Origin of the sequence: Nocardiopsis baichengensis YIM 90130 (genome assembly GCF_000341205.1) — a bacterium.
Lineage (GTDB): Bacteria > Actinomycetota > Actinomycetes > Streptosporangiales > Streptosporangiaceae > Nocardiopsis_A > Nocardiopsis_A halophila.
In genome coordinates this window covers 239,122-266,007 of sequence record NZ_ANAS01000009.1, presented here as the reverse complement: position 1 = coordinate 266,007, position 26,886 = coordinate 239,122, and the positions used below count along the sequence as shown (strand labels likewise).

The following is a 26,886-nucleotide window of genomic DNA, read 5'->3' as shown; positions in this document are numbered from 1 at the left end:
GCTCCGGCTCGGCGCTCCGGCCCGGTAGAGCCGAAGCTCTTCGCCCCTGTCGCCACCGCGGCGTCAGGGGCCGGACCGCTCTCCGCCCTCCGCCCGCCCTCCGCGATGCCGCCGGGTCCGGCCGGTGGGCGGTCCGGACCCGGTCAGCGGGCGCGGGGCGCAGCGCGGAGGCCGTGCGCCGGCTACTCCGCCGCCGGCTACTCCGCCGAGGAGTCGCCGGTGCCTCCGCCGCCGTCGGTACCGCCCGGGTCCGGCTCGTCCGGCGTGGGGGTGCTCCCGCCGCCGTCGGACCCGCCGTCCGAGTCACCGCCGTCGTCGCCGGATCCTCCGCCGTCGCCGTCCCCGTCCGAGCCGCCGTCGCCGGAACCGTCGTCCCCGCCGCCGCCGTCGTCGCCGGAGCCGCCGTCCCCGGAGTCTCCGCCGCCGTCACCGTCGCCTTCGTCCGGCTCCTTGTCGGGGTCGCACTCGGGCGGGAGCTCCTGGCCGTCGCCCTCGTCCTGATCCGAGCGGCCGGTCGCGGTGGCCACGGGGGACTCGGAGCCGGGCGGCTCGGGCGTGCGGCAGTGCGCCGGCAGCTCCTGCGTCCGCCGCTCCTCGTCCTCCTCGGTGGGGGACGCCGCGCCGCCGCCCTGGCCGCCCCCGGTGCCCTCCTGCTCGGCCCGGCCGTCGTCATGGGAGGTGAAGTCGGTCGCCTCGCCCGCCCCGTCGCCCTCGGGCCGCTCCTGCTGCTGGGGGGTGCCGGTGTCGTTGGCGGCGAAGAAGATCTGGTCGCGCAGCTGCGGAGTGCCCACCAGGACACTGCCCGCGATGGCGGCCGCCGCCCCTACGGCCACGACCGGCCGCAGCCAGGGCAGCCCCGACCACAGCGGCGAGCGCCGGCTCTGGGTGCGCTCCCTGATCATGTTCAGCGCCTCGGGGGACGGCTCCACCGAGTCGGCCTCCGAGCGCAGGATCGCGCGCAGCCGCTCCTCGGTTCCTTCGTCGAATGGTTCGCTCATGTCGTCTGCTCCAGAACCGAGCGGAGCGCGGCGATGCCCCGTGCCGTATGGCTCTTGACGGCGCCGCGGCTGATACCCATCGCGTCGGCGATCTGGGCTTCGGACAGGTCGCCGTAGTAGCGGAGGACGATGGCCTCGCGCTGGCGGGTCGGCAGCCGGCGCAGCGCCGCGATCACCGCGGCCCGTTCCAGCTCGCCCAGGGCACCGTGCTCGGCGCTGGGCGCGTCGGGCAGTGCCTTGGGGGCGTGCTTCTCCACCACGGCCCTGTGCCGCAGCACCGAGCGCGCGCGGTTGACCACCGACTGGCGCAGGTAGGACAGGGCCTTGTTGGGGTCCCTGAGCCGCCGCCAGGCGCCGTGCATCGCCACGAAGGCGTCCTGGACGACCTCCTCGGCCGTGGCGTGGTCGCGCACGAGGAGGGCCGCCAGGCGCACGAGCGGCCGGTAGTGCTCGCTGTAGAGCCGGGTCACGGCCTGGTCCGCGTCCCATTCGATCGCTGTCGCTGCCGCCGCGGTCGTCCCCGCGACCATGGTCTCCGTCACGTCCGTTCGACGCGCGCCCTTGTCGCCGGGTTTACGAAAGGGCATACCTATTCTTCTCGTTGAGGTCTGTGGTCGGGCACGCGCCTCGCCACGTGTCCGCATACCGCCGTGCTCCGCGGGGGAGGGGCCCCGGGAAGAGGACGCTGTGGGCGAAGCCACGCGAAGGAACAGAATAGCCCGCAACGGCGGCGAATCGCGGAGGGTTCGCCGATTGTGCTTCCCCGGCGCGGGCCCCCGCAACCTCACGAAACCGTCACGGTCCGCGCCGCCCGGCGAGCCGGATCGTCCGCGGCGCCGCAGCCAACGGTAGAAGAACGCGCGGCCCGCCGGGCCGGAACCGGCGGATCGGCCCGCGCGGCCGGACACGGCCGCGCGCCCGGGCCGCCGTGCTCCCCCTCGCCGCGGCCGGACTGCGGCATGATGGGGGCGGGCCCGGAACGCCCTGCGGCGCCGGGTGCCGACCGACGGCCCCGGCAGCGGGGAGACGCCGACCAGTTGGGAGAGGACGACAGGTGGCCCAGAGCGACCCCGAGTGCCTGTTCTGCAAGATCGTCAAGGGCGAGGTGCCGGCCGACATCGTCCGCGAGGGCGGCCGCACGCTCGCCTTCCGCGACATCAACCCCCAGGCCCCCACCCATGTGCTGGTGATCCCCCGCGACCACCACCCGGATGTGGGCTCGGCGGCGCGGTCCGACACCGGCCTGGTCGACGAGATCGCCCGGGAGGCCGAGGCGGCGGCCCGGGACGAGGGCATCGGGTCCGACTTCCGCCTGGTGTTCAACACCGGCACCGGCGCCGGGCAGACCGTCTTCCACGTGCACGCCCATGTGCTGGGCGGGCGCGGGATGGAGTGGCCCCCGGGGTAGGCCTCCGGGAGGCGCGGCGGCCCCTGGGAACAAACCGGACCGGGGGCCCATTGGGATAAAGTGAAGGGGTCGCCGGAAGCGACCACGTGGAACGCGAGAGGCAGGGGCGAGAAGGCCGCGAGGCCTACCCATGGTCGAGACAACGCAGAACAGCACCCAGGTCAAGATCGTCGTGCCGGAAGAGCACATGATGGTCGCCCTGCTCGGTCCCGAGGACGAGCTGCTCCGCACCGTCGAGAGGTCCTTCGAGAGCGACATCCACGTCCGCGGCAACGAGATCACCATCAGCGGCTCCCCCGAGGAGACCTCGCTGGTCGTCCGGTTGATCGAGGAGCTGCTGGAGCTGGTGAAGAACGGCACGCACATCACCCCCGACGCGATCGACCGCACCCTGGCGATGCTGCGCTCGCCCTCCGAGGAGCGCCCCGCCGAGGTCCTCACCGCCGACATCCTTTCGTCGCGCGGGCGGACGATCCGCCCCAAGACGCTCAACCAGAAGCGCTACGTCGACGCCATCGACCGGCACACCATCGTCTTCGGCATCGGCCCGGCCGGGACCGGCAAGACCTACCTGGCCATGGCCAAGGCGGTCAAGGCACTGCAGAACAAGCAGGTCAACCGGATCATCCTGACCCGCCCGGCGGTCGAGGCGGGGGAGCGGCTGGGCTTCCTGCCCGGCACCCTCTACGAGAAGATCGACCCCTATCTGCGGCCGCTCTACGACGCGCTGCACGACATGCTCGACCCCGACAGCATCCCCAAGCTGATGTCGTCGGGCACGATCGAGGTGGCTCCGCTGGCCTACATGCGCGGGCGCACCCTCAACGACTCCTTCATCATCCTCGACGAGGCGCAGAACACCTCGCCCGAGCAGATGAAGATGTTCCTGACCCGGCTCGGGTTCGGCTCCAAGATCGTCGTCACCGGCGACGTCACCCAGGTCGACCTGCCCAGCGGGACCTCCAGCGGTCTGCGCACCATCGAGAACATCCTCTCGGGCATCGACGACATCGGGTTCTGCCGGCTCGCCAGCGAGGACGTGGTCCGCCACAAGCTGGTCAGCGCCATCGTCGACGCCTACGGGCGCTACGACGGGGGCCGCGCCCGCGAGCGGGGCCGGGAACAGGGCCGCGAGTCGGGACGGGAGCAGGGCCGGGGCCAGAGCCAGGGCAGAGAGCACGGCCGCCGGGGCGAGGACGGTTGAGCCCCGCGGGAGCACACGAGTAAGGCGCGCAACACGATGAGTATCGACGTCGCGAACGAGTCCGGCGTCCCGGTCGACGAATCGGCCCTTTCGGAGCTGGCCCGCTACGTCCTCGACGCGATGCGGGTGCACCCGCTCGCCGAGCTGTCGGTGGTGCTGGTGGACGAGGAGCCTATGGCCGAGCTGCACCAGCGGTGGATGGACCTGCCCGGGCCCACGGACGTGATGTCCTTCCCGATGGACGAGCTGCGCCCCGGCGGCCCGGACCGCACCAGCGACCCGGGCCAGCTGGGGGACGTCATCATCTGCCCGCAGGTGGCGGCCCGCCAGGCCGAGGAGGGCGGGCACAGCGCCCAGGACGAGCTGGACCTGCTGTGCACGCACGGCATCCTGCACCTGCTGGGCTACGACCACGGCGAGCCCGACGAGCGGGCGCAGATGTTCGGCCTGCAGGCGGAGCTGCTGACGGGGTGGCGGCCCAGCGCCGCGGAGGCCTCCCGCACCGCCGAGACCCGGGAGGCCTGACGTGCCGACCGCCTGGGCCGCGTTCCCCGCCGGGGCCGTGTTCGGCCTGGCCGCCGCCTTCCTGGTGGCCGCCGAGATCGCGGTCACCCGGGTCGCCGCCGGCGGCGCCGGGGCCGCCGCGGACCTGCCCGAGCGCCGCCGCGCCCGTCTGGAGTCGCTGACCGCCGATTCGGCCCGCACCCTCAACCTGGTCCTGCTGCTGCGGGTCTCCTGCGAGGTGGCGGCCGTGGTCGCGGTCGCCGCCGGATTCACCGCGCTGCTCGGCTTCGGCTGGGCCTCCGCCGCGCTGACCGTCGCGGTACTGATCCCGGTGGAGTACGTGCTGATGGGCGTCACCCCGCGGATCCTGGGGCGGCAGTTCTCCGTGCAGGTGGCCGAGGCGACGGCGGTGCTGCTGGCCTGGCCCTCGGTGGTGCTGGGGCCGCCCGCCCAGCTGCTGGTCCGCCTGGGCCGGGCGCTGACCCCGCGCACCAAGGGCGAGCGCGGCGGCCCGTTCAGCAGCGAGGAGGAGCTGCGGCGGCTGGTCGACCTCGCCGAGCGGGGGCACGTGATCGACGCCGACGAGCGGCAGATGATCCACTCGGTGTTCAAGCTCGACGACACGGTGGTGCGCGAGGTGATGGTCCCGCGCACCGACATCGTGTTCGCCTCGGCCGACGAGGACCTGGACTCCTGCCTGTCGCTGGCGCTGCGCAGCGGCTTCTCCCGGATCCCGGTCACCGGCCGGGACGAGGACGACGTGGTGGGCATCGTCTACCTCAAGGACCTGACCGCGCGGATGCGCGAGCACTGGGCCGGGGCCGGGGCGGACGCGCCGGTGCCGCCGGTGAGCGAGGCCATGCGCCCGGCGTCCTACGTGCCCGACTCCAAGCCCATCGACGAGCTGCTGCGCCAGATGCAGGGCCAGCGCATCCACATCGCGGTGGTGATCGACGAGTACGGCGGCACCGCCGGGCTGGTCACCATCGAGGACATCGTCGAGGAGATCGTCGGCGAGATCACCGACGAGTACGACGACGAGGTGCCGCCCGTGCAGGACCTGGGCCCGGGCCGCGCCCGGGTGACGGCGCGGCTGCCGCTGGGCGAGCTGGCCGAGCACTTCGGCATGGAGCTCGACGCGCCCGACGTGGACACCGTGGGCGGGCTGCTCGCCTACGCGCTGGGCCGGGTGCCGATCAGCGGGTCCCGGGCCGACTACGCTGGTCTGAGGCTCACCGCCGAGGACCCCGCCGGCCGCCGCAACCGGACCGCGACGGTGCTGGTGGAGCGGCTGGATCCGCCACCCGGACCGGACGAAGGAGAGCAGTGACCGACAGCACCACCCCTGAGCTGGGCGCCGAGGACGGCAAGCTCGTCACCCTGGCCCGCGCCTCGCGGGCCCGCACCGGCGCCGCCGAGGGCGCGGCGGTGCGCGACGAGACCGGCCGCACCTATGCCGCCGTCACCGTGGACCTGCCGCACCTGCGGCTGAGCGCCCTGCAGGCCGCCGTCGCGGCCGCGGTCGCCAGCGAGGCCGACCGCCTGGAGGCCGCCGCCGTGGTGACCGATCAGGAGGGGCCGAGCGAGCAGGACCGCGAGGTGGCAGCCGACCTGAAGACGGGCGTGCTCATCACCGCCGCCCCCGACGGCACACCGGCCTCCGTCGACCGCCCCTGACCCGGCCGGGCGGGGCCGCCGCGCCCCGCCCGCCCCCGCACCCGCACGATTCGAGACATGACGACGATGGACGAGCTCGACCTCGACAGACTCCGCGCCCCGCTGCCGGGCGCCACCGCGGTGCCCGACGGGTTCCGCAGCGGCTTCGCCTGCTTCGTGGGCCGCCCGAACGTGGGCAAGTCGACCCTGATGAACGCGCTGGTGGGGCAGAAGGTCGCCATCACGAGCAACCGGCCGCAGACCACCCGGCGCACCGTGCGCGGGATCGTGCACCGCGAGGACGCCCAGCTGATCGTGGTGGACACCCCGGGCCTGCACAAGCCGCGCACCCTGCTGGGGGAGCGGCTGGACAGCCTGGTGCGCTCCACCCTGGTCGAGGTCGACGTGATCGGGTTCTGCGTGCCGGCCGACGAGCCGATCGGGCGCGGGGACACCTACATCGCCCGGGAGCTGGCCGCCCAGCGCCACACGCCGGTAGTGGCGCTGGTGACCAAGGCCGACAAGGTGGACCGCGGGCGGGTCGCCGAGCAGCTGCTGGCGGTGGAGCGCCTGGGCGAGTGGGCCGACATCGTCCCGGTCTCGGCCGAGACCGGGGACAACCTGCAGGAGGCGGCGCAGGTGCTGTGCACGCACCTGCCGGAGGGCCCCCCGCTGTACCCGGACGGGGACCTGACCGACGAGCCGGACGAGATGCTCGTGGCCGAGCTGGTCCGCGAGGCCTCCCTGGAGGGGGTGCGCGACGAGCTGCCGCACTCCATCGCGGTCGTGGTCGACGAGATGACCGACCGGCCCGACACCGCCCAGGGGCGTGAGTTCACCGACATCTACGCCTCGCTGTACGTGGAGCGCCCGAGCCAGAAGGCCATCGTCATCGGCACCAAGGGGGCGCGCCTGCGGCAGGTGGGCACCGAGGCCCGCCGCCAGATCGAGGCCCTGCTGGGCCGGAGGGTCTACCTGGACCTGCGGGTCAAGGTGGCCAAGGACTGGCAGCGCGACCCCAAGCAGCTGCGCCGGCTGGGCTTCGACCAGCAGACCTGAGGCGCCTCTTCCGGACCGCCTCCGGGCGTGCCCGCGGGGTGGGGCCATCGAGTGTGGTGATATTGCCACGCAATGTGCGATTGCGTGGCAATATCACCACACTCGATGCGGGGCGGCCGCCTACCGAGCCGGGCCCCGTGGGCCCGCTGCCCCCGCCGTCGGCCGGGAAGCCGAGGAAACTCACCCGCCCCCGCCCCGCCCCGCCTCGACTCGTCGCCGCCCTCCCCGGCGCCCCAGTGGCCCGCTCACGGCCGGGGTCCGTGAGCGGGGTACTTGCTGCTCCGTCGTCGCCCCTCCGGTGACCACCCGCACGCCCGGCACCCGACAGCGCCGGCCGCTGAGCCGCCGCCCCGGTCTCGTCGCCGCCCCTTCCTGGACACCAAGTGCCCCGCCCCCCCGGCCAGGGCCCGTGAGCAGGGCGCCTGCCCCGCCGTCGCCGCCTCGCATCCAAAATCCATTGCCCGTCGGGCGCGGCCCTTGTGACACTCCTCCGGTGTCACGCTCACCCGGTATGAGTAAGCGCCTCGTCCTCCTCTTGGCCGTCACCTGCGGTGTCGCCGTGGGCAACCTCTACTTTCCGCAGGCCGTCACCCCGCTCATCGCCGAAGGCCTGGACGTGGCCCCCGCCTCCGCGGCCCTGGCGGCGACCGCCGCGCAGGCCGGGTACTCGGTGGGGATCTTCCTCCTCGTCCCGCTGGGGGACCGGCTGCCCAACCGCCCGCTGATCACCGGGCTCCTCGCCTTGAGCGGGGCGTTCCTCCTGGCGGCGGGCCTGGCGCCCGCGCTGCCCGTGCTCGTGGCCGCGGGCGCCCTGGTCGGCACCGCCACCGTCGCCGCCCAGCTGATCGCCCCCATGGCGGCCGCGATGGCCGCCGAGGACCGGCGCGGCGAGGTGATGGGCACCCTGCTCAGCGGGTCCATCGGCGGCATGCTGCTGGCCCGCGGGTTCGGCGGGGTCCTGGCCGACCAGCTGGGCTGGCGCGCCCCCTACCTGGTGGCGGCGGTCGTGGTGCTCCTGCTCGCGGCCGTCCTGGCCGCGACCCTGCCCGCGACGTCCCCCTCCACCCGCCGGCCGTACCCGGCTCTGCTCGCCGCGCCGCTGCGGCTCCTGCGCACCGAGCCGGACCTGCGCCGCTCCTGCCTCTACCAGGCCTGCGTGTTCGGCGCCTTCTCGGCGGCCTGGACCGGGATGGCGCTGGTGGTCACCGGGCCGGTGTACGGGCTGGGAGCCTCAGCCGCGGGGGCGGTGGCGCTGGTCGCGGCGGCCACCATGGCGCTGACCCCGGGCGCCGGGCGGTGGGTGGACCGGCGCGGCCCGGACGCCGTCGGGCTGGTCTGCATGCTCGGTGCCCTGGCCTCGGCCGGGCCGCTCGCCCTGGGGTCCCTGGGCGGGGCCGCCGGACTCGCCGCCCTGACCGCCGGGATCCTGCTGCTGGACGTGGCCATGCAGTCCGGCATGGTCGCCAACCAGGCCCGGGTCTTCGCCCTGCGCCCCGAGGCCCGGGGCCGGATCAACACGGCCTATATGACCTGCGCCTTCCTCGGCGGTACCGCCGGGTCCTGGCTGGGCGTGCAGGCCTTCGCCCTGGCGCGGTGGCCGGGGGTGTGCGCGGTCGCCGCCCTGTTGTGCGCGGTGGCGCTGGGACGCCACCTGGTCCACCTGCGGCGCGTGGGCCGAGGGTCCCGGGAGGCGGGTGCGCCGGCGGCGGCGGAACCGGTGGACGCGCCCGCGGCCGAAGGGGGCGGCGGGTGAGTCCGGCGAGCGGCTCCGGTCCACCTCTGCGGAGCGGTCGGCGATGGGGGCGCCGGGGCCTGCGGCCCTCCCGGCACCCCCGCCGCCGGCCGGTCAGCTCTGGTGGTTGAGGTCCCCGGCCAGGGAGTGGGCGGTGCGCTGCACGATGGGTGCCGCCTTCTCCACGAACTCCCAGCTCACCCGGGCCTCGGGGCCGGAGATGGAGACCGCCATCATGGCCGGCCCGCCCTGCACCGGAACGGCCAGGCAGCGGACGCCGATCTCCTGCTCGCCGTCGTCGATGGCATAGCCCCGGTCCCGGATGCGGCCCATCTCCTCGGCGAAGTCCTCGGGGGTGGTGATCGTGCGGTCGGTCGCCGCGGGCATGCCGGTGCGCCGCACGGTGGCCAGCGCCTCGTCCGGGGGGAGCTGCGCCAGCAGCGCCTTGCCCACGCCCGCCGAGTGCGGCAGGACCCGCCGCCCCACCTCGGTGAACATGCGCATCGCGTGCGGCGAGGGCACCTGGGCGACGTAGACGACCTTGTCGCCGTCGAGCATGGCCAGGTTCGCGGTCTCGCCCAGCTCCTCCACCAGCTGGGCCAGGTGCGGGCGGGCCCAGGTGCCGAGCATCCGCGAGGCGCTCTCGCCCAGCCCGATCAGCCGCGGCCCCAGGGCGTACCGGCGCGAGGGGAGCTGGCGGACGTACCCGTTGTCGACCAGGGTGCGGATGATGCGGTGGATCGTCGGCAGGGGCAGCCCGGAGGAGTCGGCGAGCTGGCTCAGCGAGATCTCGCCCCCGGCATCGGCCATGATCTCCAGCAGCGCGAATGCCCGGTCGAGCGACTGCACGCCGCCGGCGCGCGCTCGGGGGACGCCGTCGGCGTCCCCGATCGAGGTCTGTGACGTTGCCAAGGGTCTCCAGCTCCCATCGCGAGGATCGTGCGGTCTCATTCTGCGATACGGAAGTCGGCCGACGCCAACCGCGCGCCCGCTCGCTCCCACCCCCCTCTTGTTGTTCCGAATTGTAGAAGTTAGTGTCCGCTATATAAAAGACCTAGGGGTGGGCGGATTGCCCGCCCCGCCCCGGGGCACGGCCCCGGGGGCGGACGGCCACGCGATGAGGAGAGCACCACGTGGGTGGACAGGAGCCAACGGAGGGTGAACGCTGGGCGGCAGGGGCCGGCCTGGAGGAGATGGGCGACGCCCTGGACGCCCGCCTCTCCGCGGCCGACGCCCGGCTGCTGAGCCGGTATCCCGGGGACACCGGGCGGCGCCAGCCCGTGCACACCGTCTACATCCCCGCCGACAAGGTCCGTGCGGGCGTCTGCGACGAGTGGGGGGCCCAGGCCCTGGCCGCCCTCGACGAGTTCGCCCCCGACGCCGCGGCCCTGGCCGAGGCCACCGGAATGGATCCCGGCGCCGTCGCCGGGGCGCTGCCCGCGGTGCGGGCCAAGCTCGCCGAGGAACCGGTCGAGGACCTGCGCATCGACCTGGAGGACGGCTACGGCAACCGCTCCGACGAGGAGGAGGACCGCGACGTGGCGGCCGCCGTGCGCGCCGTCGCCGCGGACCTGGCCTCCGGCCGCGCCCCCGCCTACGTCGGGATCCGCATGAAGGGCATGGAGGCGGGCGGGCGCCGCCGCGGCATGCGCAGCCTGGCCGTGTTCACCGGGGGCCTGCTGGAGGAGGCCGGGCGGCTCCCCGAGGGCTTCGTGTTCACCCTGCCCAAGATCACCTCGGTGGAGCAGGTCGAGGCCATGGTGTGGGCCGCCGAGCACCTGGAGAAGCGGTTCGGGCTGCCCGCCGGGCGGCTCGGCTTCGAGCTGCAGATCGAGACCCCGCAGTCGGTGCTCTCCCCCGACGGCACCACCGCGGTGGCGCGCATGGTCCACGCCGGCCAGGGCCGGGTCACCGCCCTGCACTACGGCACCTACGACTACAGCGCCGCCGTGGGCGTCACCGCCGCCTTCCAGAGCATGGCCCACCCGGCCGCCGACCACGCCAAGGCGGTCATGCAGCTGGCCGCGGCCGGAACCGGCGTCTGGCTCTCCGACGGCTCGACCAACGTCCTGCCCGTCGGCACCCGCGAGGAGGTGCACGCCGCCTGGCGACTGCACGCCGGGCTGGTGCGGCGCTCCCTGGAGCGCGCCTACTACCAGGGCTGGGACATGCACCCGGCCCACCTGCCCACCCGCTACCTGGCGACGTTCGCCTTCTACCGGGAGGCCTTCGGCCCGGCCGCCGCGCGGCTCAAGGCCTACCTGACGGCCGCCGGGGGCGGTGTGGCCGACGAGCCCGCGACCGCCCAGGCCCTCGCCTCGGCGCTGGTGCGCGGGGTCAACTGCGGCGCACTGACCGAGCAGGAGGTCGCCGAGGCCACGGGTGTCGGGGCCGAGGTGCTGCGCGGCTTCGCGAACCGGCGGGTGGGCTAGGCGGCCGTGCCCGTACGCACCACGGCCCCCGGCCACCGGCCCGCCGACCGCGGCCGCCGGTGGGGCGGGCGCGTGTCCGGGCCCGGAGGCCTGCGGCCCCGCGTACAGCCGTCCGGGTCCCTGGGCGATGATGCGCCCGCTCAGGGAACCGATCGCGGACACCGGGGCCGTTCCTGCGGACCCCATGGGGCGGGGGGAGTCCCGGGCGGCCGCTGGGCGGCCGGGACTCCCCTGAGCCGCGCCCCTTGGGGACTGTGCGCATGGCGCTTCCAGCTCGCGACCTCCGGAGGAGCCCGGGCGCCCTAAGGTCCCCGACCCGTGCGACGGCGGCCAGGACCTTGGCGGCCCGTTCTCGGCTGACGTTCCTCCGAGGAGGACGGGACACCCGTGCGGAGTGCACCTGAGGCCGGGACGCGTCTGCCTCAGAGGGCAGGGCACCGTGGACGGCCGTGGCCGTTCCCCTCGGGAATGCGCGAATTCCGACCGGGCAGTAGTCGTGCCCGCTGAAGCGGTGCGGTCTTCCGCGCCTGGTACGCAACGGTGCCCCGGTTCCGCCGCCGGAGCGGACGGCGGACGACGACAGCAGGCGGTCGAACCCCGATGCCGCGCCCGCGCCCTCTGAGCCGGGGCCGGAAGCCGAGGCATCGGGCGCGACCGGCGACGACAATGATGCAGAGTTGCAGAGTACGGAGGACCATGTCCGAGCACGACTTCGATCTCGTAGTGCGCGCCCGCCGCGCGGTCACCCCCGACGGGGAGCGCCCCGCGGCCGTGGGCGTGCGGGGCGGGCGCATCGCCGCGGTGGAGGACGCCGGGGCCGCGCTCGACAGCGCCCGCACCGTCGAGCTGGCCGAGGACGAGGTGCTGCTCCCCGGCCTCGTCGACAGCCACGTGCACGTCAACGAGCCCGGCCGCACCGAGTGGGAGGGGTTCGCCAGCGCCACCCGCGCCGCCGCCGCCGGCGGTGTGACCACCATCGTCGACATGCCCCTCAATAGCGTTCCGCCCACCACCACGGCCGAGGGCCTGCGCGTCAAGCGCGGGGTCGCCCGGGACCAGGTGGCGGTGGACACGGGCTTCTGGGGCGGCGCCGTGCCGGAGAACAGCGCCCCCGGCGCCACCGGCGAGCTGGCCTCCCTGCACGAGGGCGGGGTCTTCGGCTTCAAGGCCTTCCTCTCGCCCTCGGGGGTGGACGAGTTCGGCCACCTGACCCCCGACCTGTACCGGTCGGCGGTGTCGGCCATCGGCGCCCTGGGCGGGCAGATCATCGTGCACGCCGAGGACCCCGGGCTGCTGGAGTCGGCCCCGCAGGCGTCCGGGACCGACTACGCCTCGTTCCTGGCCTCGCGCCCGGACGAGGCCGAGCACGAGGCGATCCGGCTGGTCATCGAGACCGCCCGGCGCACCGGGGCCCGCTCGCACATCCTGCACCTGTCCACGGCCACCGCGCTGCCGATGATCGAGAAGGCGCGTGCGGACGGGGTCCTGCTGACCGTGGAGACCTGCCCGCACTACCTGACCATCGCCGCCGAGGAGGTGCCGGCGGGCGACACCAGCTTCAAGTGCTGCCCGCCGATCCGCGGCGCCGCCAACCGCGACGCCCTCTGGCAGGCCCTGGCCGACGGGGTGATCGACTGCATCGTCAGCGACCACTCGCCCAGCACCGCCGACCTGAAGACCGACGACTTCGGCACCGCCTGGGGCGGCGTGGCCGGCCTGCAGGTGGGCTTCCCCGCGGTGTGGACCGAGGCCGCGGAGCGCGGGTACTCCCTGGCCGACGTGGCCGCGTGGATGTCCGCCGGGCCCGCCCGGGTGGCCGGGCTCCCGTCCAAGGGCGCCCTGGCGCCGGGCCGCGACGCCGACTTCGCGGTGGTGGCCCCGGAGGCCTCGACCACGATCGACGCCAGGACCCTCCAGCACAAGAACAAGGTCAGCGCCTACGACGGCCGCACCCTCAAGGGCGTCGTGCGCGCGGCCTACCTGCGCGGAGAGCGGATCGACCCGCAGACCCCCAAGGGACGCCTGCTGGACCGCCCGTAGGCGGCAGGGGGCCGGAGTGCCGGGCCGAAGGCGGGGCGCCGGGCCACCGCCTTCGGCCGCCGGCCGCCCGCCGAGGCGAGAGGTCGGCGAGGGGCGAATCCCCTGCTACAGGCGGGACACGAGCCCGTGTCCCGCCTCTGGCTCTTCGGCGGCCTGTGCCCCGGCGGGGGACCGTGCGCAGGGCGCCCGCCGCGCCCTGCGCCTCGTTGTGACCGCCTGTTCGGAGGGGCGGCCACGGCTCGGACCGCGACCGCCACGACCAGGGCCGACCCGCGATGCGAAGGGCCCGGGACCGACGTCCCGGGCCCTTCGTTCCCCGGTCGAGGGCGTCCGTTCACACCCGGAGCGCTCTCGGCCGCCGTCCCGCTATTCCGCCTCCTTGGCCAGCTCCTCTCCCGGGTCGCGCTCTCCGGGGGCGCGGTAGGCGGCGTCCGCCGACTCGGTGTACTTGGCCTCGCCCGGACCGGCCGTGCGCAGCTCGTCCCCGTCGATGTCCGGAGGGTCCTGGGCCGTCGGCCGGCCGATGACGTTGAAGCAGATGTTCAGCACGATCGCCACGATCGCCGCACCGACGATGCCCGAGTGCAGCACCAGCGCCACCTGGGGCGGGAAGCCCTCGTAGAACTCGGGCACGGCCATCGGGATGATGCCGAAGCCCAGCGAGGTGGCCACCAGGATCAGGTTGAGGTTGTTGTCGAAGTCCACCTTCGCCAGCGTGCGCACGCCGCTGGCGGCCACCGAGCCGAACAGCACCAGCCCGGCACCGCCCAGCACCGGCATCGGGATGGCGGCCACGACCCGCCCCAGCACGGGGAACAGCCCCAGCACGATCAGGATGCCCGCCCCGGTGGCGACCACGTACCGGCTGCGGATCTTGGTCAGCGCGAGCAGCCCGATGTTCTGGGCGAAGGAGCTGCCCGGGGTGGAGTTGAAGATCGGGCCGATGATGGAGGCGCTGACGTCGGCCCGCAGGCCGGCCGAGATGCGCTTGGCGTCCACCTTCGAGCCGGTGATCTCGCCGACGGCGATGATGTGCGAGGCGCCCTCGGTCAGCACCACCAGCATGATCACGCACATGGTCAGGATCGCCGCCACGTCGAACTCGGGCATGCCGAAGTGCAGCGGCGAGCCCAGCGCGAAGAAGGCGCCGTCGGGCACCGAGCCGAAGTCGGTCTTGCCGAACGGCAGGGCGATCAGCGTGCCGGCCACCAGGCCCAGCAGGATGGCCACCCGGCCCAGCAGCCCGGGCAGCACCCGGGAGAACAGCAGCACCAGCGCCAGGGTGGTCCCGGCCAGCGCCAGGTCCCCCGCGGAGGGGTGGCCCGACTCCGCGCCGTCGACCACCCACCCGGCCGCCACCGGCATCAGCGACAGCCCGATCACGGTGATGATGCTCCCGGTCACCTGGGGCGGGAAGAACCGCACCAGCTGGCCGAAGAACGGTGTCAGGCAGAGCGCGAACACCCCGCCCGCCAGGGAGGCGCCGAAGACCACCGGCAGTCCCTGGTCGGCGGCGATGGCGGTCATCGCCGAGACCGGGACGAAGGAGGCGGCCACGACGATGGGCATCTGGGCGCCCGTGCGCCAGGGGCCCAGGCTCTGCAGCAGGGTCGCGATGCCCGCGACCAGGAGGGCGCCGCTGACCAGGATGCCCAGGTCGGCCGGGCCCAGTCCGGCGGCGCCGCCGATGACCAGCGCGGGGGCCACCGCGCCGGCGTACATGGTCAGGATGTGCTGCAGCCCGTAGAGCAGCAGCAGTCTCGGGGGAAGCGTCTCGTCTTCAGGGCGTTGGGGGGTGGCGGTGTCTCCCTCGGCGTCGGCTTTCGTTGTGGCCCGGGGTTCACGCTCCGGCTTTCCGAATCTCATGGCCAGTTTCCAGCCTTCGGTTCGGGGTCCGGCCGTCCCGAGGTGCGGGGCACTCCACCCTGGGGGACACCGTCCCGGGGTGCGGCCGAACCCGGCGTGTGGGAAGGGCGGGCGGCCCGGTCGCGCCCTGAGGTCCAGGGCCGCCCGGCCGGCGCGTCAGCCGCCTTGGGAGCGGGCCGACGGTGCGGATGCCGGCGTCGCGGCGGACGGTGCCGGGGGCGCCTCCGCCGCACCGCCGCCGGGGTCCTCGCCCCCGGCGGCGGGGGTCTCGGGGCCGCGCCTGCCGCGGCCCAGGGTGAACAGCACGTTGAGGCCGATCGCCACCGCCGAGGCCCCGACGATGCCGGAGTGCAGGACGGTGGCCGCCCAGCCGGGCAGCCCTTCGTAGAAGTGCGGGAAGAGCAGCGGGGTCAGGCCCGCCGCCAGGGAGGCGCCGACCAGCACCAGGTTGAGCTGGTCGGTCAGGTCGGCCTCGGCGATGGTCTTGACGCCGCTGGCGGCGACCGTGCCGAACAGCACCAGCCCGGCGCCGCCGAGCACCGGCATGGGGATGGCGGCGACCAGCCGCCCCAGCACCGGGAACAGCCCGAGCAGCACCAGCAGCCCGCCCGCCCAGGCGACCACGAACCGGCTGCGCACCCGGGTCATCGCCACCAGGCCGATGTTCTGGGCGAAGGAGGAGACCGGGAAGGTGTTGAGCATCGGCGCGAGCATGGAGGCCAGGGCGCCGCCGCGGATCCCGTCGGAGATGCGCCGGCGGTCCACGCGCGCGCCGACCACCGCGCCCACGCCCATGATGTTGGCGGTGCCCTCGGTCAGGACCACCAGCATGACGATGCACATCGTCACGATCGCGGCGGGGTCGAAGGCGGGGGGCCCGTAGTGGAAGGGCTCGGGCAGGGCGAACGCGGGGCCGGAGCCGACCCCGGAGAAGTCGGTGCGCCCGAGGGCGGCAGCCACGGCGGTCCCGGCGACCAGGCCGATGAGGATGGCGAAGCGGCCCAGGACGCCCGGGGCCCGGTTGAGCCCCAGGACCAGCGCCAGCGTGCCCAGCCCCAGGGCCAGGTCGGCGGTGGCGGGGGTGCCGCCGGGGGCGCCGTCGACGATCCACCCGATGGCGACCGGGAACAGCGAGAGCCCGATGACGGTCACGATCGTGCCGGTGACGATCGGCGGGAAGAAGCGGACCAGGGACCCGAAGAACGGGGTGATGACCAGGGCGAAGAGGCCCGCCGCCAGGCTGGCGCCGAAGACGGTGGGCAGTCCGTCGGTGGCGGCGATGGACTCCATCGCGCCGACCGGGACGAAGGTGGCGCCGACCACGATGGGCAGCTGCGAGCCCAGGCGCAGGGGCATCACGCCCAGGGTCTGCAGGAGGGTGGCGAGCCCGGCGAGCAGGGTGGTCGCGGCGATCATCGTCGCGGTCCCGCTCGCGTCGAGGCCGGCGGCGGTGCCGATGATCAGCGGCGGGGTGATCAGCCCCGCGTACATGGTGAGCAGGTGCTGGAGCCCGCCGACGAGGTACTGCCCGACGCCCAGGCGGTGGTCTTCGGGCCGTTCTTCGGTGCGGGGGGAGGGGACGCCGGGGGCGTCCGGGCCGGAGGGGTGGTTCGGCATGGGAGGTGACCTGTCCCGTGGGTCAATGACAGGTCGCGGCCTCGGGGAGCGGGGCCGGCGGCCTGGAGGCGGGTACGCGTGAGGGCCGCGGACGCCGGGCGCGCGGGCCGGCGGGCGGCGGGGCGGTGCCCGGCACCGGCGGGTTTCCGGGCCGCACCGCGGGCGCGCCGGGCCGCCGCGGTAGGCGGGGCCCGGCGCGGGGGCTCTACACGAAGCCGGGGACGGTCTCCCAGGCGCGGCCGGCCTCGGGGGCGTCGTCGCGCTCGACGACGGCCTCGATCTTGCCGTAGGGCCGGTCGGCGGCGAAGAAGACCTCGTTCGGGTTGTCCAGCCCGAACGGCGACAGGTCCACCAGGAAGTGGTGGTTGTTGGGCATGGAGAACTTGATCTCCGCGATCTGCGGGTGGGCCTCCAGGACCGCCTTGCCCATCTGGAAGAGGGTCTGCTGCAGCGCGAGGCTGTGCGTCTGCGCGAAGGCCTCCAGGGCCAGGGCCTTCACGGACTCGTAGGTCTTGTCCCACTCGACGTCGGTGCCGGTGTAGCGCCAGCGGGCGGTGACGTCGGTGGCCAGGATCCGGTCGTCGGTCTCGGGCAGGGTGGTGTACTTCGTCTTCGGGTAGCCGTGGAACTCCGAGCCCGTGGACTTCAGCACGGTCAGGCCGGAGAAGCCCGAGACCACCCACTCGGCGTCGCCGTCCTTGGTGACCACCGTGGTGCGCACCTCGCCGCCGCGGCGGACGAAGGAGTGGTCGTGTGGGCCCTGGGCGGTGGTGATCCGGTCCCAGGCGTACTCCTCGGCCTCCTGGCGCGCGCCGTGCACGTAGTCGTGCTCGTCGACGAAGTGGCGGGCCATCTTGAGGGCGAAGTCCTCGATGGCGCCGACGCCGCCCCACTCCTTGGCCTTGGCGTAGACCGTGTTCTTCTGCGTGTCGGTGGGAAGGCAGGTGCCGTTGTCGCCCTCGGTGTGCACCGACTCCAGCTCGCCGCGGAGCTGGGAGGTGTAGTTGATGTCCTTGATGGTGTGCACCGGGGTGTCGCGGGTGACGTGCACCATGCGGACCTCGGCCTTGCCGTACTGGTTGTCTCCGAGTCGGATGCCCATGTGGGTCGTCTCCTGGATTCTGTGCTCGAACTGCGCTTCACAGAAGTTGCCTGCGCCGCTCCGGGCCGGGGCCGGCCTGGGGTCGGGGAAGGGGAGCGGGCGGCGTGCGACGAGGGAGGACCGCTGTGGTCATGCGGAAGGACCTGTCACCGCACTCGGATGGGGAGGGCTCTTCTCCTGCTGTCAGGACCCCCTGTAGGTCGAGAACGCGTACGGGCTCAGCAGCAGCGGGACGTGGTAGTGGGCGTCGGTGTCCGCCAGTTCGAACGCGATCGTGACGTCGGGGTAGAACCCCTTCTGCCCGGTGCGCTCGAAGTAGCGCGCGGTGTCGAAGACGACCCGGTAGATCCCGGCCGCGAGCTGATCGGGCCCCAGGTCGGGCACCCGCCCGTCGTCATTGGTGGTCCCGGTGGCGACCGGCTTCCAGGAGGAGCGGTCGGCGTCGGCGGCGGCCTCGAGCCGGACCGGGACGCCCGCGGCGGGGCGGCCCAGGGAGGCGTCGAGGACGTGCGTGGTCACATGGCTCATACCTCGTCCAGCACCTTCTCCACGCGCAGCAGCGCGATCTTGCGGAACTCCTCGCCGACGACCCGCTTCTCCCGCTCCGGATCGTTGTCCAGGCGGGCCTCGAGGTCGCCGAGGAGGTCTTCGGGGGAGCGGCCGCTGGCGCACACCAGGTAGATGTGGCCGAAGCGCTCCTCATAGGCGGCGTTGGCGGCCTTGAAGGCCTGCTCGGTGGTGTCGCCGCCGGCGGTGACCGCGGCCTGCTCGCCGCGGGACCAGCGCGACTCGGTGCCGCCGCCGGAGGCCTTCTCGCCGATCCGGGGGTGGCGGGACAGCGCCGCCTCCACCTCCGGCACGGTGAGCGGGCTGGCGTGCGCCTCGGCGGCCGCCAGCAGCTCCTGCCGGGAGGCGAAGGGCCGTTCGGCGTCGAGGGCCGCGACCCACCGGTCGACGTTGAGGCAGCGCGCGAACTCCTCCCGGAAGGCCGGCGGGGAGAGCGCGTTGACCCGGTCGAGCCCCGGGTCCCCGGTGCCCGGGGAGGTCGGGGTTTCGGGCATGGCGGCTCGCTTCCTTGGATCGGTCCGGCCCGCGCGGCGGCGGAGGGCGGGCGACCCGGCGGTGCCCGGGCGGGCCGCGCCGGAGCGCGCTCGGCCGCGCTCGGCTGCACTGCGGCCGGTGGCTGGTGCGCGCGTTCACCCGCTGCTCCCCGTTCCGGCGACCGGATTTCGTAGAGCAGAAACTTGCTTTTACATCTCGGACTGTAGCCCCGGTCACAGTGGGGTTGTCAACACGGGTGCGGCGAAATCCCGGAGGTGCCGACGGCCGTGTCGCCTGGTGTACCCGTTCGTGAACCGCGTCATATGTGAGCTATGTCCTACTAGTCGACCTTATGTGCGCGATGGGGGGAGGCGGGGTGGCGGCCCGGTCGGGGCGCGGGGGAGTTGACAAGCCCGGTCCGCGGACGCAAACTCAAGGCATTCCTTCAAGTGAAAAGTACTTTCCGGATTACGAAAACCTCCGCCCTGAGGAGAGCGCGACATGAGCCACTCGCTGCGCTACACGGTGAACTGCTCGCTGCTGTTCACCGAGCTGCCGCTCAACGAGCGTCCCGCCGCCGCCCGCAAGGCCGGCTTCGACGCCGTGGAGTTCTGGTGGCCCTTCGCGAGCCCGGTCCCCGCCGACCGCGAGGTCGACGCCTTCGTCGAGGCGATCGCGGACGCCGGGGTGCACCTGAGCGGGCTCAACTTCTTCGCCGGCGAGCTGCCCGGCCCCGACCGCGGGGTGCTCTCCCAGCCCTCGCGCGCCCAGGAGTTCCGCGACAACCTCGACGTCGTCGTCGGCATCGCCCGCCGCACCGGCACCAAGGCCTTCAACGCCCTCTACGGGCTGCGCCAGGACGGGGTCGACCCGGCCGAGCAGGACCGCGTCGGCCTGGAGTCGATCGTCGCCGCCGCCGAGGCCGTGCGGGCCGTGGACGGCACCGTGCTGATCGAGCCGGTCAGCGGCGCGGAGGGCTACCCGGTCAAGACCGCCGCCGACGGCCTGGAGGTGGTCGGCAAGGCCCGCGCCGCCGGCGCCGCCAACGTCGCGCTCCTGGCCGACTTCTTCCACCTGGCGGTCAACGGCGACGACGTGGCCGCCGCCGTGCGCGACCACGCCGCCGAGTTCGGGCACGTGCAGATCGCCGACGCCCCCGGCCGCGGCGAGCCCGGCACGGGCGCGCTGCCCCTCCAGGAGCTGCTCGCCGCCGCCCAGGCCGGCGGCTACGACGGGTACGTGGGCCTGGAGTACAAGCCGACCGTGCCCACCGCCGAGAGCTTCGGCTGGATCGGGCGCTGACCCCGGGCCCCGGCCGCGCCGACCAGAACCCACGAAAGGAAACAGCCACCATGTCCCAGCCGCGCACCATCGCCTTCATCGGCCTCGGCATCATGGGCCTGCCCATGGCCGCCAACCTCGTCACGGCCGGCTACGAGGTCACGGGGTACAACCGCAGCCCGGAGAAGGCGCGCAAACTGACGGAGCAGGGCGGCAAGGCGGCCGCCTCGGTCGCCGAGGCCGTCGCCGGCGCCGACGCGGTCATCACCATGGTCCCCGACTCCCCCGACGTGGAGCAGGTGATGCTGGGCGAGGACGGCGTCTTCGCCAACGCGCCCTCCGGTGCCCTGGTCATCGACATGAGCACCATCCGCCCCGACGTGGCGCGCACCGTGGCCGCCGAGGGCCTGGCCCGCGGCTTCCGGGTGCTCGACGCCCCCGTCAGCGGCGGCGAGGCGGGCGCCATCGAGGCCAAGCTGTCGATCATGGTCGGCGGCGCCCAGGAGGACTTCGACGCCGCGCGCCCCGTCTTCGACGTGCTGGGCACCACCCCGGTCCTCGTCGGCCCCGCCGGTGCCGGGCAGACCGTCAAGGCCGCCAACCAGCTCATCGTGGCCGGCAACATCCAGCTCGTCGCCGAGGCGCTCGTCTTCCTGGAGGCCCACGGCGTCGACACCGAGCAGGGCCTGAAGGTCCTCAACGGCGGCCTGGCCGGCAGCACCGTGATGACCCGCAAGGGCGAGGGCATGCGCAACCGCGAGTTCGCCCCGGGCTTCCGGATCGAGCTGCACGACAAGGACATGAAGATCGTGACCACCGCGGCCCGCGAGGCCGGTGTGTCGATTCCGCTGGGCGCGCTGGTGGCGCAGTTCGTCGGCGCCCTCAAGGCCCAGGGGCACGGCGGCCTGGACCACTCCGCGCTGCTGAAGCTCGTGGAGCAGCTCTCCGGCGAGCAGGGCGAGCAGAAGTAGGAAAGGGATCCCGCCGCGGGACGGCCGTGGACGGTTCGCGACTTACGTGTGTGTGCTCAGCGCGAACCGCCGAGGCCTGGGTGTTGGCCGCACCCTTGGTCCCGCAGGCGGGCCCATCGACCCCCCTAGCACTGAAGGGTTCTCATCAAATGGTACAGATGCCCGCCATGAACGCGGCCGTCGAGGTCCTGAAAGACGAGGGCGTCGACACCGCCTTCGGGTGCCCCGGCGCCGCGATCCTGCCCCTCTACAAGGCCCTCGAGCAGGTCGGAGGGATCGAGCACCTGACGGTCCGCCACGAGGAGGGCGCGACCCACATGGCCGACGGATGGGCCCGGACCACCGGCAAGGTGGGCGTGGCCATCGGCACCTCCGGCCCGGCCGGCACCAACATGATCACCGGCCTGTACACCGCGATGGCCGACTCCGTCCCGATCGTGTGCATCACCGGCCAGAACCGCACCGACCTGCTGGACAAGGAGGGCTTCCAGGCGGTCGACATCGTCGAGATCGCCAAGCCCGTCACCAAGTGGGCCGTGCAGATCAAGGAGCCCGGCACCGCCCCGTGGGTCTTCCGCGAGGCCTTCCGGATCGCCCGCGAGGGACGCCCGGGGCCGGTGCTCATCGACATCCCGCTGGACGTCGCCCAGCAGGAGATCTCCTACGACCCCGCCATCGACGCCCCGCTGAAGGTCAACGACGTCGCCCCGCACCGCCCGCGGGTCGAGCGCGCCCTGGACATGCTGCTGGAGGCCGAGCGCCCGCTCATCCTGGCCGGCGGCGGCATCATCATCTCCGAGGCCTCCGGGGAGCTGACCGAGCTCGCCGAACTGCTGCGGGTCCCGGTCCAGGTCACCCTCATGGGCAAGGGCTCCTTCGACGAGGACTCCGACCTGTACGCGGGCATGACCGGCGTGCAGACCTCCCAGCGCTACGGCAACGCCTCCTTCCTGGAGTCGGACCTGGTGCTGGCGGTGGGCGCGCGCTTCGCCGACCGGCACACCGGCGCCATCGACGTCTACCGGGGCGACCGGAAGTTCATCCACGTCGACATCGAGGCCACCCAGCTCGGGCGGGTCTTCGAACCCGACCTGGGAATCGTCTCCGACGCCAGGCTCTTCCTGCGCGAGCTCGTCGACGCCGCCAAGAAGCGCTCCGCCAAGGCGCAGGTGGGCGCCTGGATCGAGCGCGTGGGAGAGCTCAAGCGCACCCTGGGTCGGCGCGAGGACTTCGACGCCGTGCCGATCAAGGCCCCGCGCGTCTACAAGGAGATCAACGAGGTCTTCGGCGAGGACGCCTACTTCGTCACCGCCATCGGCCTGTACCAGATCTGGGGCGGCCAGCACCAGAAGGCCTACAAGCCGCGGCACTACCAGATCTGCGGCCAGGCGGGCCCGCTCGGCTGGGAGATCCCCGCGGCCATCGGCGTCAAGAAGGCCCTCAAGGACACCGAGCCCGACGCCGAGGTGGTCGGCGTCGTGGGCGACTACGGCTTCCAGTACATGGTCGAGGAGCTGGCGGTCGCCGCCCAGTACGACGTGCCGTTCGTGATCATCATGCTCAACAACGAGTACCTGGGGCTGATCCGCCAGGCGGAGATCCCCTACGACATGAACTACCAGGTCGACATCCACTACGACGACCACGGCACGGACAGCGTCAAGATCATGGAGGCCTACGGCTGCTCCGGGCGCCGCGTCTTCGAGCCCTCCCAGATCCGCGAGTCCATCGAGTGGGCCCGCAAGCAGGCGCAGTCCACCTCGCGGCCGGTGCTCGTGGAGATCATGATCGAGCGCGAGGCCAACACTCCGCACGGCCCGGCGATCGACGCCGTGAAGGAGTTCGAGCCCGCCCCCGAGCCGCAGGGCTAGGGGGCACGAGACGGGGGCGCGGCGCGGTCGCGGAGGCGGAAGGCCGTCCGCGCCCCTTGGGACCGGTTGCGTCGGTGGCCGCTTGGCCGGGCCACCGCCGCACACCGGCGCACGGCGGGGCGCATCGGTGGTCACTTGGCCGGACCACCGCGGCGCCCCGCCGTTCTGTCTTCTCCCGCGCCAGGTCCCGCCTGCGGCCTGCGGTTCCGCGCCGCCGCCCGGGCGCGCGGCCCGCAGATTACGGGCCGGCCGCCCACCATGTGCCGACCGGTCTGCTACCGTGGCCCACGTTATGCTGCGCGAGCTGCTCCTCCTTAGCGGCCGCGGCGGGGGTCGCTAAGAGGTCGACTCCCTCGCCGCGGGGCTTCGGCATGCTCTTGTCGGCCGTTTCGACACCGCGTGATTTCTTCTGAGGAGCCCTTTCCATGGTGCCGCAGCAGCAGCCCAGTGGTATGCCTTTCCAGCGCTACGCCCCCTTCAAGCCGGTCGACCTGCCCGACCGCACGTGGCCCGCCAAGACCATCGACGCCGCCCCCCGCTGGCTGAGCACCGACCTGCGCGACGGCAACCAGGCCCTGATCGAGCCGATGGACGCCGAGCGCAAGCACGAGATGTTCGACCTGCTGGTGCGCATGGGCTACAAGGAGATCGAGGTCGGCTTCCCCTCGGCCAGCCAGACCGACTTCGACTTCGTCCGCAGCCTGATCGAGGGCGGCCGCATCCCCGACGACGTGCAGATCTCGGTGCTGACCCAGGCACGCGAGGACCTGATCGAGCGCACCGTGCAGTCCCTGGTCGGCGCCGAGCGCGCCACCGTGCACCTGTACAACGCCACCGCGCCGCTGTTCCGCCGGGTGGTGTTCAAGGTCGACCGCGAGGACTGCAAGCGCATCGCCGTGGAGGGCACCCGCCACGTCATGCGCTTCGCCGAGCAGTACCTGGGCGAGACCGCGTACGTGGGCTACGAGTACTCGTCCGAGATCTTCATCGACACCGAGCTGGACTTCGCCCTGGAGGTCTGCGAGGCGGTCATGGACGAGTGGCGGCCCGGCCCGGGGCGGGAGATCATCCTGAACCTGCCCGCCACCGTCGAGCGCGCTACCCCCAACGTCTACGCCGACCAGATCGAGTGGATGAGCCGGAACCTGTCCCGGCGCGAGCACGTGTGCCTGTCGGTGCACCCGCACAACGACCGCGGCACCGGCGTGGCCTCGGCCGAGCTGGCCGTGATGGCCGGCGCCGACCGGGTCGAGGGGTGCCTGTTCGGGCACGGCGAGCGCACCGGCAACGTCGACCTGGTCACCCTGGGCATGAACCTGCACAGCCAGGGTGTGGACCCGATGGTGGACTTCTCCGACATCGACGAGATCCGCCGCATCACCGAGCACTGCACCCAGCTGCCGGTGGCCCCGCGCCACCCCTACGGCGGCGACCTGGTCTACACCGCCTTCTCCGGCTCCCACCAGGACGCCATCAAGAAGGGCTTCGCCGCCCTGGAGGCCGAGGCCGAGGCGGCCGGCGTCCCGGTGTCCGAGCACGCCTGGGGGGTGCCCTACCTGCCGATCGACCCCAAGGACGTGGGCCGCGACTACGAGGCGGTCATCCGGGTCAACAGCCAGTCCGGCAAGGGCGGGGTGGCCTACGTGCTGCAGCGCGACCACGCCCTGGACCTGCCGCGGCGCCTGCAGATCGAGTTCTCCCACGTCATCCAGGGCCACACGGACACCGAGGGCGGCGAGTTCAGCGCGGAGAAGATCTGGGAGGCCTTCCGCGACACCTACCTGTCCGAGAAGGGCCGGGTCGGGGTGCTGGCGCACCGCTCGCAGAACGGCGAGGACGGGTACCGCATCGAGGCCGACGTGCGCCTGGACGGGCGGATCCAGGAGATCACCGGCACCGGGCAGGGCCCGCTGTCGGCCTTCTGCGACGCGCTGGCCGCGGTGGACGTCAAGGTCCGCGTGGTCGACTACGTCGAGCACGCGATGAGCGAGGGCACCGACGCCCGCGCCGCCGCCTACGTCGAGGCCGAGGTGGACGGCCGGGTGATGTGGGGCGTGGGGATGCACCACAACATCACCACCGCGTCCCTGAAGGCGGTCTGCAGCGCGGTCAACCGCGCTGCGGCGGCCGCACAGGACTAGACACGGCCCAGGTGTCCGGGTCGGCCGGGTCTTGCCCCGGCTCCCGGCTCCCTGACCCCGGCCTCCGGCCGGGGTCAGGGAGCCGGCACCGCGGCCGCCGCGAGAAGCGACTGTCCGAGAGGCGGGGCGGTTCCCGGGGTGGCCGTTCGGCCGCCGGGCCCCTGGTCGTCCAGCAAGATCATCGACGACGGAGTAGCCGGTGCCCCGCTCGGGGCTGCTTGCCGGGCGGTGGGTCGTGGGGGTGCCAGGACGAGGGGCGGCCGCGTCCTTCTGAGAGGTGCGGCCGCTGCGGCGTGATCGGCGGCCCCGCCCCGGCTGCGCGCCCCCTTCCTTGTCGTTGATCTCGGGAGAGTCGGGGTAATACCGGCGAGTATTACCCCGACTCTCCCGAGATCAACGGGGGTGTCGATGAGGGCGGCCGGGGACCGGAGAGTTCCACCACACCAGCGGACACGACCCCACCACCCGGCAAGCAGCCCCGAGCGGGGTACCGGCCTGCGCCGTCGTCGCAGCCCTCCCTCTGGCACCCCGGCGGCCCGGTGCCCGGACTGGGCCCACGAGCGGGGTACCGGCCGTTCCGTCGTCGCCGCTGTTCATCGCCGGTACCGCTGTGGCCCGGCGGCCGACCGGTGGCGCCGGGGAACCGCCCCGCTTCGTCGTCGCCGCCGTCCCCATCGCACCGAACGGCCCAGCCGCCCGGCAAGCAGCCCTGAGCGGGGCGCCAGCCGTCCCGTCGTCGCCGTCCACCTCGCTCGACCGGCGGCGGCCCGCCGCCCGGCCGGGGTGCTGAAGCGGGGTACCTTCCGTGCCGCCTCGCCGAGGCGCCGGGCTGTGGGGACGTGGGGAAGTCCGGAAGCACTGCGGCGCGGACCGGCGGCGTCGGCGTCAGGAGTAGCCGAAGTTCTGGGTCCAGTAGCCGTCGACCTCGCCGACACCGATGGTCGTGAAATCGCAGTTGAGGATGTTCTTGCGGTGGCCCTCGCTGTTCATCCAGCCGTCCATGACCGCCTCGGCCGAGGTGTATCCCGCGGCCACGTTCTCCCCGCCCCAGGCGGTGTGGCCGGCCTTCTCCGCCCGCTCGGCGGGGCCCACGCCCTCGGGCGTCTCGTGGGCCATGTAGTCGCGCCGCGCCATGTCCGCGCTGTGGTCCTCGGAGGCCCGGGTGAGCTTGGCGTCGACCTGAAGGGGGCCGCACCCGGCGTCCGCGCGCTCATCGTTGGTCAGCGCCACCACGCCGCCGCTCGCCGCGGAGCCCGCGGCGGAGGGCCCGGAGGACGAACCGCCGGAGCTCCCCGAGTCCTCGGAGCCCCCGGAACCGCCGGAGGAACCGGACGAGGAGCCCTCGCGGTCGCCGTCGCCGCCGCCGTCGGCGGGCTCCTCGGAGGGGCGGACGCTGTCCTCGCCGGAGGCCGAGCCCTCGGCCGGGCCCTCCCCGCCGTCTGCGCCGTTCCCGCCGTCCGAGCCGGCCGCCCCGCCGCCGTCAGCGCCGTCGGCGCCGCCCTGGGCGTCCGGGTCCTGCCCGGACCCGGCGAAGAAGTCGTCCGCGGCGGGCGGAAGGCCGTTGTCGGCCCCGGCGCCTGCGCCGGGTGCGGTGGCCTGCGAGGTGAGTCCCGGCCCGGCCGAGGTGGCCAGCACCAGCGCGGCGGCCGTTCCCAGGCCGACCGGGAGCGCCAGCACCGTCGCCAGCAGCACACGGCGCCCGGTGCGCGGTGCGCGCCCGGCCGCGGCGCGGCGCGGGGCGCGCTCCGGGGCGCGGTGCGGATCGCGGGCGCGGCGGTCGCGGCCCCCGCGGGGGCCGTGCCTTCGGCGTCCTCGTCCCATCGGGTCCTCCCGTCGATCGGGTGGGTAGCGGGGTGTGCGTGATCGTAGAGCAATATTCCCGATTTGCCGATATGGAGGTGGTTTCCGCAGGTTGTGGGGGTTGTCGCCGAGGGGGCGCCGGCCCGGCCGGCGGGGCGCTCTG

22 protein-coding genes are annotated in these 26,886 nt (G+C 73.7%); 13 read left to right on the top strand and 9 right to left on the bottom strand.

Annotated elements, in window-relative coordinates; genetic code table 11:
- Nucleotides 1-197: 197 nt before the first annotated feature.
- The gene (locus C892_RS0109820; RefSeq protein ID WP_017557038.1) at nt 198-998 is read right to left on the bottom strand and encodes a hypothetical protein; all 801 of its coding nucleotides are present in this window, start codon (nt 996-998) and stop codon (nt 198-200) included.
- On the bottom strand, nt 995-1,528 hold the full coding sequence (locus C892_RS0109815; protein WP_026124263.1) for a SigE family RNA polymerase sigma factor: 534 nt from the start codon (nt 1,526-1,528) through the stop codon (nt 995-997). Before C892_RS0109815 ends, C892_RS0109820 begins: the two co-directional genes overlap by 4 nt.
- A gap of 524 nt (nt 1,529-2,052) precedes the next feature.
- Here C892_RS0109815 and C892_RS0109810 point away from each other — a divergent pair.
- The 7 genes from C892_RS0109810 (at nt 2,053) to C892_RS0109780 (ending at nt 8,582) form a co-directional block, all read left to right on the top strand.
- Nucleotides 2,053-2,406 (top strand): HIT domain-containing protein, encoded by a 354-nt coding sequence (locus C892_RS0109810; RefSeq protein ID WP_017536679.1) that lies wholly within the window; start codon nt 2,053-2,055, stop codon nt 2,404-2,406.
- A 130-nt stretch (nt 2,407-2,536) separates the two neighbouring features.
- Nucleotides 2,537-3,610 (top strand): PhoH family protein, encoded by a 1,074-nt coding sequence (locus C892_RS0109805; RefSeq protein WP_017536678.1) that lies wholly within the window; start codon nt 2,537-2,539, stop codon nt 3,608-3,610.
- A 36-nt stretch (nt 3,611-3,646) separates the two neighbouring features.
- On the top strand, nt 3,647-4,135 hold the full coding sequence (gene ybeY / locus C892_RS0109800; protein ID WP_017536677.1) for an rRNA maturation RNase YbeY: 489 nt from the start codon (nt 3,647-3,649) through the stop codon (nt 4,133-4,135).
- A gap of 1 nt (nt 4,136) precedes the next feature.
- Nucleotides 4,137-5,444 (top strand): hemolysin family protein, encoded by a 1,308-nt coding sequence (locus C892_RS0109795; RefSeq protein WP_017557037.1) that lies wholly within the window; start codon nt 4,137-4,139, stop codon nt 5,442-5,444.
- A complete protein-coding gene (locus tag C892_RS0109790) occupies nt 5,441-5,791 on the top strand; it encodes a cytidine deaminase-like protein (RefSeq protein ID WP_017536675.1) in 351 nt (116 codons plus the stop codon). Before C892_RS0109795 ends, C892_RS0109790 begins: the two co-directional genes overlap by 4 nt.
- A gap of 66 nt (nt 5,792-5,857) precedes the next feature.
- A complete protein-coding gene (era, locus tag C892_RS0109785; protein WP_026124262.1) occupies nt 5,858-6,829 on the top strand; it encodes a GTPase Era in 972 nt (323 codons plus the stop codon).
- A 511-nt stretch (nt 6,830-7,340) separates the two neighbouring features.
- The gene (locus C892_RS0109780; RefSeq protein WP_051060511.1) at nt 7,341-8,582 is read left to right on the top strand and encodes an MFS transporter; all 1,242 of its coding nucleotides are present in this window, start codon (nt 7,341-7,343) and stop codon (nt 8,580-8,582) included.
- A gap of 93 nt (nt 8,583-8,675) precedes the next feature.
- On the opposite strand, the gene C892_RS0109775 is transcribed toward C892_RS0109780, so the two are convergent.
- Nucleotides 8,676-9,473 carry an IclR family transcriptional regulator gene (locus tag C892_RS0109775; protein ID WP_193374765.1) on the bottom strand — a complete coding sequence of 266 codons (798 nt, stop codon included), beginning with the start codon at nt 9,471-9,473 and terminating at the stop codon, nt 8,676-8,678.
- Nucleotides 9,474-9,754: 281 nt separating this feature from the next.
- On the opposite strand from C892_RS0109775, the gene C892_RS0109770 reads away from it, so the two are divergent.
- Both C892_RS0109770 and allB read left to right on the top strand, forming a co-directional pair.
- A complete protein-coding gene (locus tag C892_RS0109770; RefSeq protein WP_017536671.1) occupies nt 9,755-10,993 on the top strand; it encodes a DUF6986 family protein in 1,239 nt (412 codons plus the stop codon).
- Nucleotides 10,994-11,689: 696 nt separating this feature from the next.
- Complete coding sequence (gene allB, locus C892_RS0109765; protein ID WP_017557035.1) at nt 11,690-13,033, top strand: allantoinase AllB; 1,344 nt, start codon at nt 11,690-11,692, stop codon at nt 13,031-13,033.
- A gap of 366 nt (nt 13,034-13,399) precedes the next feature.
- Here the strand turns inward: allB and C892_RS0109760 are convergent, their stop codons facing one another.
- The 5 genes from C892_RS0109760 to uraD form a co-directional block, all read right to left on the bottom strand.
- Nucleotides 13,400-14,899 carry a nucleobase:cation symporter-2 family protein gene (locus C892_RS0109760; protein WP_017557034.1) on the bottom strand — a complete coding sequence of 500 codons (1,500 nt, stop codon included), beginning with the start codon at nt 14,897-14,899 and terminating at the stop codon, nt 13,400-13,402.
- A gap of 156 nt (nt 14,900-15,055) precedes the next feature.
- Complete coding sequence (locus C892_RS0109755) at nt 15,056-16,516, bottom strand: nucleobase:cation symporter-2 family protein (RefSeq protein ID WP_017536668.1); 1,461 nt, start codon at nt 16,514-16,516, stop codon at nt 15,056-15,058.
- A 205-nt stretch (nt 16,517-16,721) separates the two neighbouring features.
- Nucleotides 16,722-17,618 carry a factor-independent urate hydroxylase gene (gene pucL, locus C892_RS0109750; RefSeq protein WP_017536667.1) on the bottom strand — a complete coding sequence of 299 codons (897 nt, stop codon included), beginning with the start codon at nt 17,616-17,618 and terminating at the stop codon, nt 16,722-16,724.
- 183 nt (nt 17,619-17,801) lie between these two features.
- Nucleotides 17,802-18,146, bottom strand: coding sequence for a hydroxyisourate hydrolase (uraH, locus tag C892_RS0109745; RefSeq protein WP_026124261.1), 345 nt, complete (start codon nt 18,144-18,146; stop codon nt 17,802-17,804).
- Entirely contained in the window at nt 18,143-18,679 is a 537-nt protein-coding gene (uraD, locus tag C892_RS0109740) for a 2-oxo-4-hydroxy-4-carboxy-5-ureidoimidazoline decarboxylase (RefSeq protein WP_017557033.1), read from the bottom strand. Before uraD ends, uraH begins: the two co-directional genes overlap by 4 nt.
- A gap of 481 nt (nt 18,680-19,160) precedes the next feature.
- Between uraD and C892_RS0109735 the strand changes: the two genes are divergently transcribed.
- From C892_RS0109735 to leuA, 4 genes are all read left to right on the top strand, one after another.
- Nucleotides 19,161-19,961 (top strand): hydroxypyruvate isomerase family protein, encoded by an 801-nt coding sequence (locus C892_RS0109735; protein WP_017557032.1) that lies wholly within the window; start codon nt 19,161-19,163, stop codon nt 19,959-19,961.
- Nucleotides 19,958-20,911, top strand: coding sequence for a 2-hydroxy-3-oxopropionate reductase (locus tag C892_RS0109730; protein ID WP_275041816.1), 954 nt, complete (start codon nt 19,958-19,960; stop codon nt 20,909-20,911). The genes C892_RS0109735 and C892_RS0109730 overlap by 4 nt, the downstream gene beginning before the upstream one ends.
- A gap of 149 nt (nt 20,912-21,060) precedes the next feature.
- Nucleotides 21,061-22,782, top strand: coding sequence for a glyoxylate carboligase (gcl, locus tag C892_RS0109725; RefSeq protein ID WP_017557030.1), 1,722 nt, complete (start codon nt 21,061-21,063; stop codon nt 22,780-22,782).
- 425 nt (nt 22,783-23,207) lie between these two features.
- Nucleotides 23,208-24,923, top strand: a complete 1,716-nt coding sequence (gene leuA / locus C892_RS0109720; RefSeq protein WP_017557029.1) for a 2-isopropylmalate synthase — start codon at nt 23,208-23,210, stop codon at nt 24,921-24,923.
- Between the two features lie 885 nt (nt 24,924-25,808).
- Here the strand turns inward: leuA and C892_RS0109715 are convergent.
- Nucleotides 25,809-26,744 carry a CAP domain-containing protein gene (locus C892_RS0109715; RefSeq protein WP_017557028.1) on the bottom strand — a complete coding sequence of 312 codons (936 nt, stop codon included), beginning with the start codon at nt 26,742-26,744 and terminating at the stop codon, nt 25,809-25,811.
- Between the last annotated feature and the right edge of the window lie 142 nt (nt 26,745-26,886).

What these genes read in the sequence shown, in the direction of transcription:
- C892_RS0109820 (WP_017557038.1), bottom strand. Translation starts at nt 998, where the DNA reads ATGAGCGAACCATTCGACGAAGGAACCGAGGAGCGGCTGCGCGCGATC.
- C892_RS0109815 (WP_026124263.1), bottom strand. Translation starts at nt 1,528, where the DNA reads ATGGTCGCGGGGACGACCGCGGCGGCAGCGACAGCGATCGAATGGGAC.
- C892_RS0109805 (WP_017536678.1), top strand. Translation starts at nt 2,537, where the DNA reads ATGGTCGAGACAACGCAGAACAGCACCCAGGTCAAGATCGTCGTGCCG.
- ybeY (WP_017536677.1), top strand. Translation starts at nt 3,647, where the DNA reads ATGAGTATCGACGTCGCGAACGAGTCCGGCGTCCCGGTCGACGAATCG.
- era (WP_026124262.1), top strand. Translation starts at nt 5,858, where the DNA reads ATGGACGAGCTCGACCTCGACAGACTCCGCGCCCCGCTGCCGGGCGCC.
- C892_RS0109780 (WP_051060511.1), top strand. Translation starts at nt 7,341, where the DNA reads ATGAGTAAGCGCCTCGTCCTCCTCTTGGCCGTCACCTGCGGTGTCGCC.
- C892_RS0109770 (WP_017536671.1), top strand. Translation starts at nt 9,755, where the DNA reads ATGGGCGACGCCCTGGACGCCCGCCTCTCCGCGGCCGACGCCCGGCTG.
- allB (WP_017557035.1), top strand. Translation starts at nt 11,690, where the DNA reads ATGTCCGAGCACGACTTCGATCTCGTAGTGCGCGCCCGCCGCGCGGTC.
- C892_RS0109760 (WP_017557034.1), bottom strand. Translation starts at nt 14,899, where the DNA reads ATGAGATTCGGAAAGCCGGAGCGTGAACCCCGGGCCACAACGAAAGCC.
- C892_RS0109755 (WP_017536668.1), bottom strand. Translation starts at nt 16,516, where the DNA reads ATGCCGAACCACCCCTCCGGCCCGGACGCCCCCGGCGTCCCCTCCCCC.
- pucL (WP_017536667.1), bottom strand. Translation starts at nt 17,618, where the DNA reads ATGGGCATCCGACTCGGAGACAACCAGTACGGCAAGGCCGAGGTCCGC.
- uraH (WP_026124261.1), bottom strand. Translation starts at nt 18,146, where the DNA reads ATGAGCCATGTGACCACGCACGTCCTCGACGCCTCCCTGGGCCGCCCC.
- uraD (WP_017557033.1), bottom strand. Translation starts at nt 18,679, where the DNA reads ATGCCCGAAACCCCGACCTCCCCGGGCACCGGGGACCCGGGGCTCGAC.
- C892_RS0109735 (WP_017557032.1), top strand. Translation starts at nt 19,161, where the DNA reads ATGAGCCACTCGCTGCGCTACACGGTGAACTGCTCGCTGCTGTTCACC.
- gcl (WP_017557030.1), top strand. Translation starts at nt 21,061, where the DNA reads ATGGTACAGATGCCCGCCATGAACGCGGCCGTCGAGGTCCTGAAAGAC.
- leuA (WP_017557029.1), top strand. Translation starts at nt 23,208, where the DNA reads ATGGTGCCGCAGCAGCAGCCCAGTGGTATGCCTTTCCAGCGCTACGCC.
- C892_RS0109715 (WP_017557028.1), bottom strand. Translation starts at nt 26,744, where the DNA reads ATGGGACGAGGACGCCGAAGGCACGGCCCCCGCGGGGGCCGCGACCGC.